Origin of the sequence: Kribbella sp. NBC_00382 (assembly GCF_036067295.1) — a bacterium.
Classification (GTDB): Bacteria; Actinomycetota; Actinomycetes; order Propionibacteriales; family Kribbellaceae; genus Kribbella.
Map to the genome: position 1 here is coordinate 5,575,085 of NZ_CP107954.1, position 17,090 is coordinate 5,592,174.

The window sequence follows — 17,090 nt, forward strand, 5'->3', positions numbered from 1 at the left end:
CCCGGCCGCGCTTGCGGCCGACCGCCACCCGCGCGGTCGGCGGTCAGAGCGCGACGGTCCGGCCAGCGACGCACCACAGCACCGTCTCCGATCGTCTGGCGAGGGTAGCGTTCACGCGGCCCATCAGGTCGCGGTAGAGCCGGGTGCCGGCGTCGGCGGGTACCACCCCGGACCCCACTTCGTTGCTCACGGCAACCACCAGCCTGGTGGTTGCAGACCAGGCGTCGGCGAGGCGCTCGATGCGTTTCTCCACCTCGGCTGCCCGGCTGTAGTCGCTCCAGACCTCGCACTCGTCCATCGTGCGGGCGAGCCAGAGCGTGAAGCAGTCGATCAGCAACGGCGGTCCGGCCGTCTCCAGCAGCGGGACGAGGTCGATGGTCTCGACCAGCCCCCAGGACGCGGGTCGCCGGGAGCGATGGAGAGCGATTCGCTCAGCCCACTCCGGATCAGCAGACCCGTCTCCTCCGGTAGCCACATAGATGGTGTCAGCATGGTCGGCCAGTAGTCGCTCCGCTTCGGTTGACTTGCCAGAGCGAGCACCGCCGAGCACCAGCATCCGTTGCGCCGCCATTGGCGCCGTCCACGACAACTGCTCGCCCGCAGGCGTCAGTACGTCGTACCGGAGGCCGCTGACTGTCCTGGTCGTCGTCACCTCGTAGCCGGCCGCAGCGACGACTCCGTCGGCGCCGAGGCGGAGTACGCCGTCGACCACCGCGCCGTCGGGTCCAGTGATCAGCTCAGCCACGAGGACCCCTCTCGAAGACGACCGGTACGTCGAAGGCGGCCTTCCGGGCGGTTCGGCGGAAGGCGTTGAGGATCGGCCGACCGAGTACCAGCACCAGTACCGCGCAGAGCACTCCGCGCGGGATGTCCCACCCCAGCGACGTCGCCACCACGAACAGCCCGTACCGATGCAGGTTGTCCACCAGCGAGTCGCCCGGGATGAAGGAGAAGTCGCTGCCGAAGGTGGCGTAGGGCCAGAACCAGAGGTTCATCACCAGCCCGTAGAGCACCCCCGCGACCATCGAGTACGCCGCCAGCAACAGCAACTCCAGCCGGCCACCTACCCGCGGCAGCAACCCGGCAAAGCAGCCCACCCACGCGCAGGCGAACATCTGGAACGGCATCCACGGCCCGACCCCGCCACTGACCAGCGCTCCGGCCAGCAACGACACCGCCCCCAGGACGAACCCGAACCCGGCACCGAACGCCCGCCCCGCCAGGATCAACAGAAAGAACCCAGGCTCAAGCCCTGCCGTCCCAGGCCCGAGCGCGCGCAACGCAGCCCCCACTGCAGCGAGCATGCCGAGCAGCGAGATCACCTTGGCGTCGATCCCGTCCTCGGCCAGCTCAGCCAGTACTACCGCCACCAGCAACGGCAGCAGCAGGACAAAGAGCCAAGGCGCATCAGTCGTATGCCCAATAGCCGACTCCCCGCCCTGCGAGGTAGACCAGAGCAGCGGCCACCCAAACGCCAGGACGCCTACAACAGAGGCGAGCACGAGGGTCGCCGTACTGCGGGGCTTGAGCTGGACGAGTCTCACGACGCCCGTTCCAGCGCAGTGGCGACCTCGCCGACGGTCAGGAACGGCAGTGGCGCCAGGATCTTCGCCACCTGCGGAGCAAAGGCCGGAGAGCCCGCGATAACCGTCGCAGTCTCGCCATCACTCACCAACTCGCCCTCAGCCAGCACCAGCACGCGGGTAGCCACCTCAGCCACCATCTCGACGTCATGCGTCGACAGCACGACGGCGTGCCCGGCCAGTGCCAGCTCCCGCAGGATCTCGACGAGCCGATGCTTGGCGCCGTAGTCCAACCCGCGAGTGGGTTCGTCCAGGAGCACCAGGGGAGGAGCGCCGCACAGTACGACGGCCAGCGCCAGGCAGAGCCGTTGTCCCTCGGACAGGTCGCGTGGATGCAGCTGGTCGTCAATGCCAGGCGCAAGCCGGTCCAGTACTGCCCGACAGCTCCCCGCCGCCACCCGAAAGTCCCTGTCGGCCCCTGCGCATTCATCAGCCACCGTGGCGGCGTACAGGAGGTCGGCGGGCTCCTGCGGCACCAAGCCGACCGCCTTCACCAACTGCGCCGGCCTAGTACGCCGTGGGTCGGCCCCGGCCGCACTAGCGCTGCCAGAGCGCGGTTGGACGAGTCCGACGAGTGCATTGAGCAGTGTGGACTTCCCTGCACCGTTCCGACCCATCAGTGCGACGACCTCGCCGGACCTGATGCTCACCGACACCCCACGCAGCGCAGGCGTGTTGCCGTAGGACACCACCAGGTCCTTGCACGAAGCCAGCTCCCGCCCCTCGACAGCGACGGGCCTCAGCGGTGCCAGGTTGGTCAGGCGGGATCGCAGGGCCACTGCAGCTCGACGGGCGTCCCGCACCGACAGCGGCAACGGTGACCAGCCGGCAAGGCGGCCTAGCTCGACCACGGGTGGTGCTACCGGCGCAGTGATCATCTGGTCGGCCGGGAGCCCAGTAGAGACAGCCCCGGAGCCCCCAGGCACCTCGATCACCCGGTCGGCGTACTGGATGACCCGCTCGAGCCGGTGCTCCGCCATCACGACAGTGACGCCCAGATCGTGCACCAGCCGCTGCAGTGCGGCCAAGACCTCTTCTGCGGCCTGCGGGTCCAGCGCCGAGGTCGGCTCGTCCAGGACGAGGATCGCCGGGTGAGAGGTGAGCGCAGCCCCGATAGCCGTCCGCTGCCGCTGCCCGCCCGACAACGAGGTCAGTGCCCGGTCCCGTACGTCGGCAAGCCCCAGCAAATCAAGGGTTTCCTCGACCCGCCGCCGCATCACGTCCGGTGCGATCCCGAGCGACTCCATGCTGTACGCGAGTTCGTCCTCGACCGTGTCGGTGACGAACCCGGCCATCGGGTCCTGCCCGACGATGCCAACCACGTCGGCCAGATCGCGCGGCCGGTACTCGCGGGTGTCCCGGCCGTCGACGAGCACTCGTCCGGCAAGCGTCCCGCCGGTGAAGTGGGGGACCAGCCCGTTGATGGTCCGCAGCAGCGTGGACTTGCCGGAGCCGGTCCGGCCGATCACCAGCGCCAGCTCGCCCTCCGGGATGGTGAAGTTCACGTCCCGGACAGCGGGCTCGGTAGCGCCGGCGTAGGTGACCGTCACGCGGTCGAACTCAATCATGCCGGCACCAGCTCACGTGGTCGTCGGGTCAGCGGCGGTGCGGCCACCGCTGGAGCGAGGCCGAGCAGCAGGCCGATCACCGGCAGCACCGGCACAGGCGGAACCACCAGGGGACCCGGCAGCACCAACCCAGCAACTCCGCGAGCGGAGGCGACGATCATCACCGCGGCCGCCAAAGCGCCGGACAAGACAACCAGCCACTCAGGCAAGGCCCAAGGATCCGGGCGGTAGCGGGTACGAGTCACCCGCTGGCGCCCGACGGCCATGGCTCCGACCGCGAGCAGCAACCCAAAGGCCAACGCACCTGCGGCGACAGGGAACGCCATGGCGTCAGTGAGCAGCGCGTAGACACCCAGAGCGATCCCGAGCAGCCCAAGGAGTACGGCACCACCAGTGATCCGCCGCTGCCGTCGGGGGACCTGCGCTGTTCGCCCGTAGCCACGGGAGTCCATTGCGGCGGCCAACTCGACCGACCTGTCGAGAGCGCCTTCCAGGACGGGCATGGCGGTCGTACGGAAGGAACCACGAGTGCGGCCGCGGAGGCGTCGAGCGGCCCGGATACGGCGGGCATCGGTGACCAGTTGCGGCGCGAAGGTCAGTGCGACCACGCAGGCCACACCCATCTCGTACAGGGCACCCGGTAGGGACTTGAGCAGCTTGCGCGGGCTGGCCAGCGCATTGGCCGCGCCGATGCAACAGAGCATCACCGCGAGCTGGCCACCGTCGTACAGGGCGGTGAGTACTGCTTCGGCGGTCACCTCGCCGCCGAGCTTCACGCCGTTTGCCCAATCAGGTAAGGGGATCTGCGGCAGTGTGAACAGGACGGTGTTGCCTTGCGAGCGGGTCGACAGCAACGCCTGCAGCACTACCCGGATGCCGATGACGACCAGGCCGAGCTTGAGGAACGCCACATAGCTGTTCGCCCAGGGAGCGTCGCTACGCCGGGCAGCGACCACGAAGCCGGCTATCACCAGGATGAGGAGCAGCAAGACAGGGTTGCGGGTCCTGCTGGCGGCTACGGCCAGCCCCAGGGCCCACAGCCACCAGGCCCCGGGGTGCAGAGCCCGGGGCAGGTCGGGACGATTGACAGCGCGCACCTATTGCTTCAGGAACTTCGTACGGCGGCGGCTGGTGAGGTACCCGCCGACGGCGATGAGCAGAATCAGAATCCCACCGGCCCACCCCACCTTACTGCCCTTGGCCGGCTGGGCGTCAGCCGAAGGCGACGGCGTGGCCGAGGGGGCAGGGGCGGCTCCGACCGCCGGGCCGATCTCCAGCTTCACCTGCTCGTCCGTGGCCGGCACCTTGATGTTCTTGACCTGGTCGCCGCAGCCCGTCGCCGGGTAGCCGCCGATCCCGCAGGTGAGGCCCTTCTCGATCCGTACCGGCTTCACCGCGGCCAGGACCTTCGCCCCGGTCGCCTTGAGGTCGGTGACGACACAGGTGCCGCTGGCCGGGGGAGGAGTCGCACCGGCGGTCGAGTCGGCCGCAGTACCGGGGTCGATCACCAGGGCTACCCGCTTCTTGCCGGTCTCTGCCGGTGTGGACCCACAGATGGTCGTGAAGTCGCCAGCAGCCCGGGGCACGCGCGGCTTGGCGCCACCCACGGCGAACCGCCAGCCCTCTACAGCGCCGTCAGTCGGTACTACTGCCTCGGAGCCCTTCTGCGCGAAGGCCCATTGTCCGCCCGTGTACTGGTAGTAGCCCCAGAAGCGGTACCCGTCCTCGGCGTGGGCTGTGGTGGTGACCGTGCCCGCGAGTAAGAGGCCGGTCATGAGGGTGAGGACCAGTCGCTTAACAGCAATCATGGCCCGGAGCCTATCTCCCAGGTTCCGGGCCACGACTGCTACAGCTGGTTACTCCTGGGCGGCCAAGCTCATCGGGCCGTAGACCTCGCGGCCGTCCTCGAGCAGGTAGACCTGCCCGACACCCTTCTCGGCCAGCTCGCGCCAGATCTCGCCCAGCCAGCTCTCGGCGTCGCCCTGGGCGGAGAACTCCGTGCCGGTCAGGTCACCCGGGTCGGCGGCCTCACCGGTTGCGGTCTCGAACCGCCACGTCCAGCTCATCGGCCCGGCCGAGTCTGCGGGGAGTTCTGCGCGGTCTTCGCCGGATCCCGCTCGACGATGCCGCCAAGGGTTTCGTCGATCCGCTTGAGCAGCCCGTCGTCGAGCTTCACGCCGGCGGCCTTCACGTTCTCGGTGACTTGCTCGGGCCGGGAGGCACCGGTGATCGCCGAGGAGACATTCGGGTTCTGCAGCACCCAGGCGATCGCGAGCTGGGACAGCGACAGCCCGGCCTCGGCCGCGAGCGGCTGCAGCTCCTGCACCCGGGTCAGCACGTCGTCGTTCAGGTAGCGGCTGATCATGTTCGAGCCACCCTTGTCGTCGGTCGCCCGCGACCCGGCCGGCAGCTCGGCGCCCGGCTTGTACTTCCCGGTCAGCACTCCCTGCGCGATCGGCGAGAAGACCACCTGACCGATGCCGAGCTCCTCCGAGGCCGGTACCACCTCGGCCTCGATCGTGCGCCAGAGCATGCTGTACTGCGGCTGGTTGGAGACCAGCGAGATGTGCAGCTCACGAGCCAGCCGGTGGCCCTCCTGGAGCTGCTCCGCGGTCCACTCCGAGACCCCGATGTAGAGCGCCTTGCCCGAACGGACGACGTCCGCGAACGCCTCCATCGTCTCCTCGAGCGGCGTCTCGGTGTCGTACCGGTGGGCCTGGTAGACGTCGACGTAGTCCGTCTTCAGCCGCTTCAGCGACGCGTTGATCGACTCGTGGATGTGCTTGCGGGACAGCCCGACGTCGTTCGGTCCGCCCGGCCCGGTCGGCCAGTACACCTTGGTGAGGATCTCCAGGGACTCGCGCCGCACGCCCTCCAGCGCCTCACCCAGGACGGTCTCCGCCTTGGTGTTCGCATAGACGTCCGCGGTGTCGAACGTGGTGATCCCGGCCTCCAGGGCCGCCTTCACACAGGCCTTGGCCTGTTCGTTCTCCACCTGCGAACCGTGCGTGAGCCAGTTCCCGTACGAGATCTCGCTGACCTTCAACCCACTGTTTCCGAGATACCGAAAGTCCATGCCCTGACCCTACTGCGAGAAACTCTGGGACGCGGTGTCGATCCGGGCGGGTCCGCATCGTGTGAGTGGTGACCCGTACGACGGAACGAGAGGTGAGCGCCATGACGCAGTACCTGCTGGGAGTGGTCCACGTGGACGGCGAGTCCGACGAGCACGAGCGTGGTGACGTCGCGAAGCTGAACGAGGAGATGGTGGCCAAGGGCGTCTGGGTCTTCGGCGGCGGCCTGGACGCCCGGACGACCGCGTCGGTGGTCCGCGCCCACCAGGGCGACGTGCTGATCACCGACGGGCCGTTCGTGGAGAGCAAGGAGTACATGGCGGGCTTCTGGGTGATCGAGGCGCCCGACCTGTCCACGGCGCAGGAGTGGGCGACCCGGGCGAGCAAGGCCTGCGCCCGCCCGATCGAGGTCACCCCGTTCGACGCCTGATCCGACGAGTTACGCGGGCTTCTCGCCGCGGGCGACCATCGGCTTCGGCAGCCGCCAGCGGCGCATCTGCATCGTCCGGCGGACCGCGTAGAAGCCGATGCCCTTGGCCGACTCGTTCGGGAACTTGACCTTGACGGCCCGCTTCAGGCCGCCGGTGACCAGGAACCAGTCGCCGGCGATCGCGACGATCATCAGCAGGAAGAGGATGTTCACCAGGCCCGGCAACCAGGGGAAGGCCTGAGAGAAAACGACCCCGACCAGGGAGATCACCAGCAGCACCGGCAGGGCGAACTCCATCACCGACCAGCGGGCGTCGACGTAGTCGCGGGCGAACCGGCGGACCGGGCCCTTGTCGGCGGCGGGCAGGTACCGGTCGTCGCCGGTCTTCATCGCCTCCTGCATCTTGCCGCGCTCGGTCCGGACCTTCTCCCGCCGGTACGCGGCCGCCTCCTTGCGGTTGCGCGGCTTCTTCAGCGCGGCCTTGCGGGACGCCTCGGCCTCGCGCCGGGTCGGGGTCGGACGGCCCTTGCCCCCGACCTTCGGCTGGGGGGCCGCGGCCTGCGTTTGGGACGATGTCTCAGACTTGGTACGACGGAACACGGGGACTGAACCTCATTCGGGAACTGGCGACGCCGGTCTCGGGGTGGTCCCCGGACCTTTGGTCCACTTTATCCGGGCCGGTCCTGATGGTGTGGTGACCCGCAGGGACATAGGGTGGTTGACACGCACGCCGGGTCACCTCCGGCACAGAAGGGGTACGGATATCGATGAGCATCTTCAGGCGGGTGTCGACGATCTTCAAGGCCAAGGCCAATTCGGCTTTGGACAAGGCTGAGGATCCTCGCGAAACCCTTGACTACTCGTACCAGAAGCAGCTCGAACTGTTGCAGAAGGTGCGCCGGGGTGTGGCCGACGTGGCCACCAGCCGCAAGCGGGTCGAGTTGCAGGCGTCGCAGCTGCAGTCGCAGTCGCAGAAGCTGCAGGACCAGGCCCAGAAGGCGCTCTCGATGGGCCGGGAGGACCTCGCTCGCGAGGCACTGACCCGCAAGTCCGGGCTGCAGGGCCAGATCGACGACCTGACCACCCAGCACGCCCAGCTCCAGGGCGAGGAGGAGAAGCTCACCCTCGCGTCGCAGCGGCTGCAGGCCAAGGTCGAGTCCTTCCGCACCAAGAAGGAGACGATCAAGGCCACCTACACGGCCGCCGAGGCGCAGACCCGGATCAACGAGGCCTTCTCCGGCATCTCCGAGGAGATGAGCGACGTCGGTCTGGCGGTCCAGCGGGCCGAGGACAAGACCCTGCAGATGCAGGCCCGGGCCGGCGCGATCGACGAGCTGCTCGCCTCCGGCGCGCTCGACGACGCCTCCGGTTCGTCCAAGGACAGCATCACGCTCGAGCTCGAGCGGATGTCGACGGGGTCGGACGTGGAGTCCGAGCTCGCCGCCCTCAAGGCGCAGATCGCCCCGACCGAGGCGCCCAAGCAGATCGCCCAGGACGCGCCCGGCGCGGCCCAGCCCCAGCAGCCGGCTCAGCAACCCGTGCAGCAGCCGGTCCGACCGCAGGATGGAGACGCGTGATGATCGTCCGGATCATGGGCGAAGGTCAGTACCAGCTGGCCGACGAGAAGCTCGACCAGCTCAACCTGGTCGACGCCGACCTGGAGAAGGCCGTCTCGGCCGGAGACGAAGAGGGTTTCAAGACCGCCTTCGCCGCGCTGCTGGCGTTCGTCCGGGCCGGCGACAAGGTGCCGGACACCGAGCTGCACGACTCGGACGCGATCCTGCCTCCGGGTGACAGCACGCTGGCCGAGATGCGTGAACTGATCAGCGGAGACGGCCTGATCGCGGGCTGACCTCTGCTTGCTTACCCCTTCGTGATCCGCGGGTCCGCTCAGGCGGTCCCGCGGATCTGCGCGGAGGCCCTGCCCCAGGCGAGGGAAATCCTTTGCCGAGAGCAGGAAAACCCTCGGACGGAGCGTTGGAAAAACCCTGTGCGTAACGCTTCCCAACACTCCGTAGTTACTACTGTCGGACCTGCTGTGCGCGTAGTACCCTCGGTGAACTGCCGTCGACGGGACGGTGTACTTCACGGCTTTGCGCTTCTGGGTCCACTGGAGATTGTGACAGAGTGTGACTCAAACCGCGGCCGGTTCACCGGGGGGTGACTAAGGGTGACGGATCATGCCGTCATGGGGGAAGCCGCGTCTGATGCAGACGCGACCATTACTACGGGCCTGTCGTCGACAGGCCTGCCATCAGCGACGTTGCAGACCACTGTGGTGCCGTCGGAGTACTTCGATCGGCGCCGCCCGGTCTGGGTGGTGCCGGACTCGGTGCCCGCGATCGTGCCGCGGTCGGCCCGGCTCACCGAGCCGCAATGGGTCGCCGTCTACCGCTGGGCAGCTCTCGGGGGAGACCTGCTCGCGGCCGTGATCGGCGTCTCGATCGCCTTGCTGACCAGGTTCGGCTACCAGGTCGGCGGCGCCTACCTGGTCTTCGGCAGTTTGTTGCCGTTGGCATGGGTCGCGGCGGTGGCGATGTCGAAGGGCTACGAGCCACGGTTCTTCGGCGCCGGTCCGGACGAGTTCCGCTCGATCCTGCGCTCGGGCGCCGGGCTGACGGCCGTCGTCGCGATCGTCTCGTACGCGACCAGGACCGAGATCGCCCGCGGCTTCGTCGTCCTGGCGATCCCCGCGACCGTGCTGCTCGCCCTGCTGCTGAGGTACGGCCTGCGCCGCGACCTGAGCCGCCACCGGTACCGCGGCCGCTGCATGCGCCGGGTGCTGGTCGTCGGCCGCAACGGTCAGGCCTCGACCTTGAGCGAACACCTCGAGAAGCGTCCCTCGGACGGTTTCCGGGTGGTTGCGACCTGTCGCCCGCGTGGCGACGGCAGGCCGCATCGCGAGCACGATGCCTTGCTGCTGGGCCCGGACGAGCTGGACGAGGCGGACATCATGGCCGCCGTCGACCGGCACGCCGTGGACGTCGTCGCCGTCGCCTCCGATCCTGACCTCGCCGGTCAGTCCCTGCGCCGGCTGTCCTGGGCCCTGGAACAGCGCGGCGTCGAGCTGATCGTGTCGCCAGGCATCATCGAGGTCGCCGGTCCGCGGATCTCCGTCCGTCCGGTCGCCGGGCTCTCGCTCCTCCACCTGGAGCGCCCGTCGGTCAGCGGTGGACCGCACCTGCTCAAGGGTGTCTTCGACCGGATGCTCGCGCTGATCCTGGTGATCGTGCTGTCGCCGCTGATGCTCGGCCTCGCCGTCGCGGTCCGGTTGAGCAGCAAGGGACCGGTGCTGTTCAAGCAGCGCCGGGTCGGCCGCTCGGGCGAAGAGTTCTCGATGCTGAAGTTCCGCAGCATGTTCGTGGATGCCGAGCAACGACTGGGCGACCTGCACGCGCTCAGCGACGGCAACGGGATGCTGTTCAAGATGCGCGACGATCCCCGCGTCACCGGCCTCGGCCGGATCCTGCGCCGGTTCTCACTCGACGAGCTGCCCCAGCTCATCAACGTGCTGCGTGGCGAGATGTCGCTGGTCGGCCCGCGTCCGCCGCTGCCCCAGGAAGTCGCCCTGTACGCCGCCGACGACACCCGCCGGATGCTGGTGAAGCCGGGCCTGACAGGGCTGTGGCAGGTCAGCGGCCGCAGCGACCTGTCGTGGGAAGAGTCCGTCGTTCTCGACCTGCGCTACGTGGACAACTGGTCGATGACGCTGGACCTGCTGATCTTGTGGAAGACGGCCCGCGCGGTGATCCGCGGGTCAGGTGCCTACTGATGGGGAATGCAATGACGAGTGTCGACCGGGAGGGCCGGCTGGACCGGAACGCCCGCGTGTACGTCGCGGGACATCGCGGCCTGGTCGGCTCGGCCATCTGGCGCAAGCTGGAGGCGGAGGGCTTCGCCGACCTGATCGGTGCGACCTCTAAGGAGCTGGACCTGCGCGACCGGGACTCCACCTTCGCGTACTTCGCCGAGCACCGCCCGCAGGTGGTGATCGACGCGGCCGCGAAGGTCGGCGGCATCCTGGCCAACCGGGACCATCCGACCGAGTTCCTCAGCGACAACCTGCGGATCCAGGTCAACCTGATGGACGCGGCGCTCGACGCACGGGTGCCGCGGTTGCTGTTCCTCGGGTCGTCCTGCATCTACCCGAAGTTCGCCGAGCAGCCGATCAAGGAGTCGAGCCTGCTCACCGGTGAGCTCGAGCCGACCAACGACGCGTACGCGATCGCCAAGATCGCCGGCATCATGCAGGTCCAGGCGGTCCGCCGCCAGCACGGACTGCGCTGGATCTCGGCGATGCCGACCAACCTGTACGGGCCGAACGACAACTTCGACCTGACCAGCTCGCACGTGATGCCGGCCCTGATCCGCCGGTTCCACGACGCGAAGCAGACCGGCGCCGAAGAGGTCGTCCTGTGGGGGACGGGCACGCCGCGCCGGGAGTTCCTGCACGTGGACGACCTGGCCGACGCGAGCCTGCACCTGCTCGAGCAGTACGACGAGCCGGGCCCGATCAACGTCGGTGTCGGCACCGACGTGACGATTCGTGAACTCGCCGGCATCATCGCCAAGGCGGTCGGCTACGAAGGCGCCATCGGCACCGACCCGTCGAAACCGGACGGCACGCCGCGCAAGCTGCTCGACGTGAGCAAGCTGAGCGCCCTGGGCTGGAAGCCCGGTATCGACCTCGAGGAGGGCGTGGCCAGTGTCTACGCCTGGTACCTCGCCAACGGGAGGAACGACGCATGACCACTGGGGGACACACACCAGAGCACGCCGCAGCAGGGGGTACTGCGAAGAAGGCTCTGATCACCGGTATCACCGGCCAGGACGGTTCGTACCTGGCCGAGCTGCTGCTCAGCAAGGGCTATGAGGTGCACGGCCTGATCCGCCGGGCGAGCACGTTCAACACGCACCGGATCGACCACCTCTACACGGATCCGCACGAGCAGGACAAGCGCCTGTTCCTGCACTACGGCGACCTGACCGACGGCTCGCGGCTCGTCACGCTGCTCGCCTCGATCCAGCCCGACGAGGTCTACCACCTGGCCGCGCAGAGCCATGTCCGGGTCAGCTTCGACGAGCCGGAGTACACCGGTGACACCACCGGGATGGGCACCACCCGGTTGCTCGAGGCGATCCGGATGATCGGGCTGAACTGCCGCTTCTACCAGGCGAGCAGCTCGGAGATGTTCGGCGCGACGCCGCCGCCGCAGAACGAGGAGACCCCGTTCTACCCGCGCTCGCCGTACGGCGCGGCCAAGCTCTACGGGTACTGGATGACCCGCAACTACCGCGAGGCGTACGACATGTTCGCGGTCAACGGGATCCTGTTCAACCACGAGAGCCCGCGCCGGGGCGAGACGTTCGTGACCCGGAAGATCACCCGGGCAGTCGCGCGGATCAAGCTCGGCCAGGAGAAGCGGCTGTACCTGGGCAACCTGGACGCCTGCCGCGACTGGGGCTACGCGCCGGAGTACGTCGAGGGCATGTGGCGGATGCTGCAGCACGACAAGCCGAGCGACTACGTGGTCGCCACCGGTACGTCGTACTCGGTCCGCGACTTCGTCTCGATGGCCTTCGAGCACGCCGGGATGGACTGGGAAAAGTACGTCGACTACGACCAGCGCTACGAGCGGCCGACCGAGGTCGACTCGCTGATCGGCGACGCGTCGAAGGCGCACGCCGAGCTGGGCTGGAAGGCCCAGGTGCACGTGCCGGAGCTCGTCCGCATCATGGTGGACGCCGATCTCGCCGCCCTGACCCGCGAGGACTGACCGATGACCGCTGAGACACAGGACCGCGTCGACGTACTGGGCATCCATGTCAGCGTCACCGACATGGAGCACACCGTCGGTACGTTCGCTCGCTGGATCGACGGCGGCGAGCGGCACCTGGTCTGCGTCTCGGACATGAACGCGCTGCTGCACGCCCGGGCGGACAAGCAGCTCACCGAGGTCTACAACACGTCCGGGATGACCCTGCCCGACGGCATGCCACTGGTCTGGGCCGGCAAGAAGGCCGGCTTCGACCGGATGGACCGGGTCTGTGGGCCGGACCTGATCGAGCGCGTGATGGCGGAGGCCGAGCAGCGTGGCTGGTCGCAGTACTTCTACGGGGGTGCCGATGGCGTCGCGGAGAAGCTGCGGGACACCTTCACCGCAAAGCATCCCGGGCTCAAGGTGGCGGGCGTCTACTCACCGCCGTACCGGGCCCTGACGGCCGAGGAGGACGACGAGATCGTCGCCCGGCTGAACGAGGCGAATCCGGACATCATCTGGGTCGGGCTCGGCGCGCCGAAGCAGGAGCGCTGGATGGCCGAGCACCGCGACCGGCTGGACGCGGCGATCCTGATCGGCGTCGGCGCGGCCTTCGACTTCCACACCGGCCGGCTCGACCGCGCGCCGGACTGGATGCAGCGAGCCGGACTCGAGTGGAGCTACCGGCTCTACAAGGAGCCGCGCCGGCTCTGGCGCCGGTATGTGCTGGGCATCCCGAGGTTCGGGGTGGGCATCCTGCGGAAGCCGCCGAGGCCCGTCTCATCTTGAAATTGTCGAAGCTGGCCGGTCCTGCCGGCCGGGCGGGCTGGGGGCTCGGCGACCAAGCGCTGTCCAGCCTGAGCAATCTGGCGGTCGGAGTCCTGGTCGCACGCAGTGGCACCGTGTCGGACTTCGGGATCTACGCGCTCGCCTTCGGCGGGTACACGATCGCGCTCAACGTCTCCCGGGCCGTCGCCACAGAACCCTTGTCGGTAAGGCATTCCGGCGACCGCAGCCCAGCCTGGGAGCGAGCCGTCCGGGCCAGTACGGCGACAGCGCTGTTCGCGGGGCTGATGGGGATGGTGGTCGGCCTGGCGATCGCGTTGTTCCCCGGCGTACCGTCCAAGGGCGTTCTGCTCGCATTCGCCATCACCCTGCCGGGGCTGCTCCTGCAGGACGCCTGGCGATGGGCCTTCTTCGTCGTGGGGGAGGGGCAGAAGGCTTTCCTCAACGACCTGATCTGGTTGCTCGCGATGGGCGCGATCTTCGGCGGGCTTTACCTGGCCAACGCGGACACGGCCTTCTCGCTGACACTGGGCTGGGGCCTGGGTGCCGTGATCGCCGCGGTGGCCGGCCGATTCCAAGCTGGGGTGAGCCCACGGCGGCAGTTGATCAAGGAGTGGCTGCTCACCCATCGCGATCTCACGCCCAAGTACGTCGGGGAGATGCTGGCCGTGAGCGGCACGATCCAGGTGTACATGCTGGGTATCACCGTGGCCGCCGGACTGGTCGCCACGGCCGGTATCCGTGGTGCGCAGGTACTGCTCGGCCCGGTGAACGTGCTCAACCAGGGGATCCGCATGATCGCGGTGCCCGAGGCAGCGCGTGCACTGAAGCACTCGTACCGGCGTCTATGGCTGGTAGGCCTGGCGATCTCGCTAGGGGTCGGTGCTGGTGCCCTGGCCTGGGGAGCTGTCTTCTTGCTGCTCCCGGAAACCGTGGGGGAGCACCTGCTCGGCCCTGGCGTCTGGACTCAGGCCAGGACGGTACTAGTGCCAGTGATCCTGCTGCAGGCGCTGGGAGCGTCCAACGCGGGCGCCTTCGCGATCCTGCGTGCGTTGACGGCCGCTACCCGGGGACTGCGGGTCAGGCTGATCTCGTCGATCATCCTGATCACCATCGGCGTCGGTGGAGCCTTCCTGGAAGGACCCAAGGGTGCTGCGTGGGGTCTCGCCGTCGCCTCTTTCTGCACGCTCCTGCTGTGGTGGAACGAAGCCCACCGAGCCATCGCCGCCCACCGAGCGGCGAACCCGCGCTAGCTCTGGCGGTACCAGTCGAGGCTGCGCGGGAACCGGTCGGTGAAGCCTGGGCCGGGGTCGCAGGCGGTGTCGCGCCAGAGGCTGGCGCTCTCGAACCAGTGGTCGGTGGCGATCATGTCGAGCGCGTGCGTCGAGCCGCCGATGGCGGTCAGCTGCGCGGCAGCCTCGTCGTACGTGAGACTCGAAGGTCCGCCGGAAGTCGTTGGCAGCAAGGCGGAGACGGCCTGCATGAGCTCGGCCACGGGCACGGGCAGTGGGTGATTCCCGTGGTAGATGGTCGAGGTGAGTGCCGGGGCCAGAGCCAGGCCGGCGAGACCCTGCGCGAGGTCCTCCACCTCGACCATCGACACTCGCGCCGGCCAGCCGTCGACGTCGGCGCGCAGCGTGCCGAGCAGTTTCACCAGTCCGGGAATGACCCAGCGGTCGCCGTCGCCATAGACGAGATAGGGCCGTACGACGACACCACCTGCAGCCAGGACCTCGTGTTCCGCGGCGAGCCTCGTGCGGCTGGCCACGGACAAGGGTGCTGGTACGAGCTCGTCGGGTGAGGCGTTGCGGTACACGCCACGGCCGTACACGCTCGCGGTGCTCAGGTAGATCACCCGGCTGACGTTGGCCCTAGCCGCCACCCGGAGCAGCGCCTGGGTGCCTTCGACGTTCACCGCGTTGCTCGCCGCGGGCGTGCCGCCGATCAGGGACGCGCAGTGGATCAAGACGTCAGCACCGTTGCACAGCCTGGCCAGCGACCCCGGGACGGTGAGATCGACCGGTAGCACGACACTGCCGTCCGGTGCGTCCGGTATCTCCTTGCGATGACTGGCGAGACGGAGACTGACGTCAGGCCGGGTGAGTGCCCGAACGACTTGTCTGCCGACGAATCCGGTCGCGCCGGTGATGCTGACCGTCGTCATCTGTCAGTGGACCGGCTGGACGATCACGGTCGAGGTGAAGACGGCTTCGCCCTCCTGGGTCGCGGTCACCTCGATCGGCGTCCGGCCGTCGTCGCCGGTCTCGCCGCGTGCGGTGCTGACCACACACGGCTGGTCCAGCTCGGTGTAGCGCAAGAACTGGATGTCCAGTGCGACCGGGAGCACCGACTCCGGGAAGGACGCGGCGATGGCGGCCTGCCGAGCCGCTTCCAGTAGCAGCATTCCCGGTACGTGGTCGAGCGGATGATCGAACAGCGCCGGGTGCGAGAGGTCGACCCGCAGTTGACGGACGCCGTCGTCGAACGGGGTCAGTACGACGTCCCGCGGGTCCGTCCGGCCGACGGCGACCGGGCACTCCGGTTCGAGCTCGGGGAGCGGGCCCAGGACCCGATCGGCCCGGAGCCGGCGGTAGACCGAGGGCGAAGTACAGGTGTACTTGGCGTGGCCTGAGCCGGCCAGGACACCGTCGCGGAGGAACTTCACCTCGTAGCGCATGCCGGTGAGGCGGTCGCCGCGGCGGACGATGTCGTGACAACTGACCTGGAGCTCGAGGTCTGTCGGCGTGGTGGAGACGCGCAGGGCCTCCGGGGTCGTCTCGAAGGACAGTTCGGAGACCAGGAACTGGTGGCCGAGCGGTACTCCGAACTCGGTGTGCGCCAGCAGAAGCCCTGCCTGGCGGACGGTTTCGGCGCCGAGCATCGGATCCTGGCAGCGGTGCCCGGCGACCGGTGTGTAGAAGGAATGGCAGCGCGGCCATTGAGCCGTGACGGTGAAGTTGTCCGGGCCGTCGGCGTGCCAGGAGGTGAGCAGCACCTCGGCGACGGCGGCGCGATGGACGTACTGGCTCGGCACGGTGCTGGTCAGCACCGGGATCGAAGCCGTCAGCGGGCCGCGATCCGCGGCGATGGCGATCGGTGTGGACATGCTCGTCGGACCCCTCTATCGAGTCGGCGGCGCGAGGCCGCCCGACTCCCCTCGGTACCGGCCAGGCGGGGCCGGTGTCTAGCAAGATACATACCGGCCGGTCTGCTCTCCACCCGGGGACTCGTTGTCTCACGGACGGCGTCCCGGTACCCGGATTGGACCTGACTAAGTACCGGAGCGCTCGTTGTCCGGCTCAGCGGCCGCGTGTGACCGTGGCGACGGCAGTAGATCCCCGCGACGACCCGCATTGGAACGACCATGACCACACCAGTCCCAGCCATCGTGCCGACGGACCCGAGCCGCTCACGGCTGTGGGGCGTCGGCTCGATCGTGACCACCTGCCTGACCGCGGAGGAGTCCGCGGGGGCGCTCGGGATCACGCACTTCGCGGCCAAGGCCGGTGAGCGGGCACCGAAACACATCCACACCCTCGAGGACGAGATCTTCATGGTCCGCGGTGGCCACGTCGTGGTGACCGCGGGAGAAGAGACCTCGAAGATCGAGGGCGCCGGGGTGGTCTTCCTGCCGCGCGGTATTCCGCACTCCTATCTGGTCGAGTCCGACACGGCCGACTTCTACGTGATCACCACCCCCGGCGGGTTCGAAAGGTTCTTCGCCGAGGCCGGTTACCCGCTCGACCTGGGGGCAGCGGCACCGGTAGGCGATCGCTGGTCACCCGCCCGCACGCAGGACTTCGCCGAGCAACTCGGCCTCGGCCTGCTGTGGCCGAGCTGACCTCATCCACCCTTCGTTCCCGCCCGAACCCAGGAGAGACCGAAACACC

19 protein-coding genes are annotated in these 17,090 nt (G+C 68.5%); 9 read left to right on the top strand and 10 right to left on the bottom strand.

Features of this window, described 5'->3' with window-relative positions; genetic code table 11:
* Positions 1-43 precede the first annotated feature (43 nt).
* The 7 genes from OHA70_RS26685 to OHA70_RS26715 are packed head-to-tail and all read right to left on the bottom strand — an operon-like array spanning position 44 to position 6,227.
* Positions 44-745 (bottom strand): bifunctional adenosylcobinamide kinase/adenosylcobinamide-phosphate guanylyltransferase, encoded by a 702-nt coding sequence (locus OHA70_RS26685; protein ID WP_328322321.1) that lies wholly within the window; start codon positions 743-745, stop codon positions 44-46.
* Complete coding sequence (locus OHA70_RS26690; RefSeq protein WP_328322322.1) at positions 738-1,544, bottom strand: ECF transporter S component; 807 nt, start codon at positions 1,542-1,544, stop codon at positions 738-740. The genes OHA70_RS26685 and OHA70_RS26690 overlap by 8 nt, the downstream gene beginning before the upstream one ends.
* Positions 1,541-3,151, bottom strand: coding sequence for an ABC transporter ATP-binding protein (locus OHA70_RS26695; protein WP_328322323.1), 1,611 nt, complete (start codon positions 3,149-3,151; stop codon positions 1,541-1,543). Before OHA70_RS26695 ends, OHA70_RS26690 begins: the two co-directional genes overlap by 4 nt.
* Positions 3,148-4,248: a CbiQ family ECF transporter T component gene (locus tag OHA70_RS26700; RefSeq protein WP_328322324.1), complete on the bottom strand. Its 1,101-nt coding sequence runs from the start codon at positions 4,246-4,248 to the stop codon at positions 3,148-3,150. The genes OHA70_RS26695 and OHA70_RS26700 overlap by 4 nt, the downstream gene beginning before the upstream one ends.
* Positions 4,249-4,959: an SCO2322 family protein gene (locus OHA70_RS26705; RefSeq protein ID WP_328322325.1), complete on the bottom strand. Its 711-nt coding sequence runs from the start codon at positions 4,957-4,959 to the stop codon at positions 4,249-4,251.
* Between the two features lie 48 nt (positions 4,960-5,007).
* On the bottom strand, positions 5,008-5,217 hold the full coding sequence (locus OHA70_RS26710; RefSeq protein ID WP_328322326.1) for a hypothetical protein: 210 nt from the start codon (positions 5,215-5,217) through the stop codon (positions 5,008-5,010).
* The gene (locus OHA70_RS26715) at positions 5,214-6,227 is read right to left on the bottom strand and encodes an aldo/keto reductase family protein (RefSeq protein ID WP_328322327.1); all 1,014 of its coding nucleotides are present in this window, start codon (positions 6,225-6,227) and stop codon (positions 5,214-5,216) included. The genes OHA70_RS26710 and OHA70_RS26715 overlap by 4 nt, the downstream gene beginning before the upstream one ends.
* A gap of 101 nt (positions 6,228-6,328) precedes the next feature.
* On the opposite strand from OHA70_RS26715, the gene OHA70_RS26720 reads away from it, so the two are divergent.
* Positions 6,329-6,655, top strand: coding sequence for a YciI family protein (locus tag OHA70_RS26720; protein WP_328322328.1), 327 nt, complete (start codon positions 6,329-6,331; stop codon positions 6,653-6,655).
* Between the two features lie 9 nt (positions 6,656-6,664).
* Here OHA70_RS26720 and OHA70_RS26725 read toward each other — a convergent pair whose 3' ends face one another.
* Complete coding sequence (locus OHA70_RS26725; RefSeq protein WP_328322329.1) at positions 6,665-7,255, bottom strand: DUF3043 domain-containing protein; 591 nt, start codon at positions 7,253-7,255, stop codon at positions 6,665-6,667.
* 167 nt (positions 7,256-7,422) lie between these two features.
* Here OHA70_RS26725 and OHA70_RS26730 point away from each other — a divergent pair, with 167 nt between their 5' ends.
* From OHA70_RS26730 to OHA70_RS26760, 7 genes are all read left to right on the top strand, one after another.
* Complete coding sequence (locus OHA70_RS26730) at positions 7,423-8,232, top strand: PspA/IM30 family protein (RefSeq protein ID WP_328322330.1); 810 nt, start codon at positions 7,423-7,425, stop codon at positions 8,230-8,232.
* Positions 8,232-8,507 (top strand): PspA-associated protein PspAA, encoded by a 276-nt coding sequence (pspAA, locus tag OHA70_RS26735; RefSeq protein WP_328322331.1) that lies wholly within the window; start codon positions 8,232-8,234, stop codon positions 8,505-8,507. Before OHA70_RS26730 ends, pspAA begins: the two co-directional genes overlap by 1 nt.
* A 336-nt stretch (positions 8,508-8,843) precedes the next feature.
* On the top strand, positions 8,844-10,427 hold the full coding sequence (locus tag OHA70_RS26740) for a sugar transferase (RefSeq protein WP_328322332.1): 1,584 nt from the start codon (positions 8,844-8,846) through the stop codon (positions 10,425-10,427).
* Complete coding sequence (locus OHA70_RS26745) at positions 10,427-11,404, top strand: GDP-L-fucose synthase family protein (RefSeq protein WP_328322333.1); 978 nt, start codon at positions 10,427-10,429, stop codon at positions 11,402-11,404. Before OHA70_RS26740 ends, OHA70_RS26745 begins: the two co-directional genes overlap by 1 nt.
* Complete coding sequence (gmd, locus tag OHA70_RS26750) at positions 11,401-12,432, top strand: GDP-mannose 4,6-dehydratase (RefSeq protein WP_328322334.1); 1,032 nt, start codon at positions 11,401-11,403, stop codon at positions 12,430-12,432. The genes OHA70_RS26745 and gmd overlap by 4 nt, the downstream gene beginning before the upstream one ends.
* A gap of 3 nt (positions 12,433-12,435) precedes the next feature.
* A complete protein-coding gene (locus OHA70_RS26755; protein WP_328322335.1) occupies positions 12,436-13,203 on the top strand; it encodes a WecB/TagA/CpsF family glycosyltransferase in 768 nt (255 codons plus the stop codon).
* Positions 13,200-14,453: a hypothetical protein gene (locus OHA70_RS26760; RefSeq protein ID WP_328322336.1), complete on the top strand. Its 1,254-nt coding sequence runs from the start codon at positions 13,200-13,202 to the stop codon at positions 14,451-14,453. Before OHA70_RS26755 ends, OHA70_RS26760 begins: the two co-directional genes overlap by 4 nt.
* Here the strand turns inward: OHA70_RS26760 and OHA70_RS26765 are convergent.
* Both OHA70_RS26765 and OHA70_RS26770 read right to left on the bottom strand, forming a co-directional pair.
* Positions 14,450-15,364, bottom strand: a complete 915-nt coding sequence (locus OHA70_RS26765) for an NAD-dependent epimerase/dehydratase family protein (protein WP_328322337.1) — start codon at positions 15,362-15,364, stop codon at positions 14,450-14,452. The two genes, OHA70_RS26760 and OHA70_RS26765, sit on opposite strands and share 4 nt — an antisense overlap.
* 3 nt (positions 15,365-15,367) lie before the next feature.
* Positions 15,368-16,306 carry a ScbA/BarX family gamma-butyrolactone biosynthesis protein gene (locus OHA70_RS26770; protein WP_328322338.1) on the bottom strand — a complete coding sequence of 313 codons (939 nt, stop codon included), beginning with the start codon at positions 16,304-16,306 and terminating at the stop codon, positions 15,368-15,370.
* A 258-nt stretch (positions 16,307-16,564) separates the two neighbouring features.
* Here OHA70_RS26770 and OHA70_RS26775 point away from each other — a divergent pair, with 258 nt between their 5' ends.
* Positions 16,565-17,041 (top strand): cupin domain-containing protein, encoded by a 477-nt coding sequence (locus OHA70_RS26775; protein ID WP_328322339.1) that lies wholly within the window; start codon positions 16,565-16,567, stop codon positions 17,039-17,041.
* Positions 17,042-17,090: the final 49 nt, after the last annotated feature.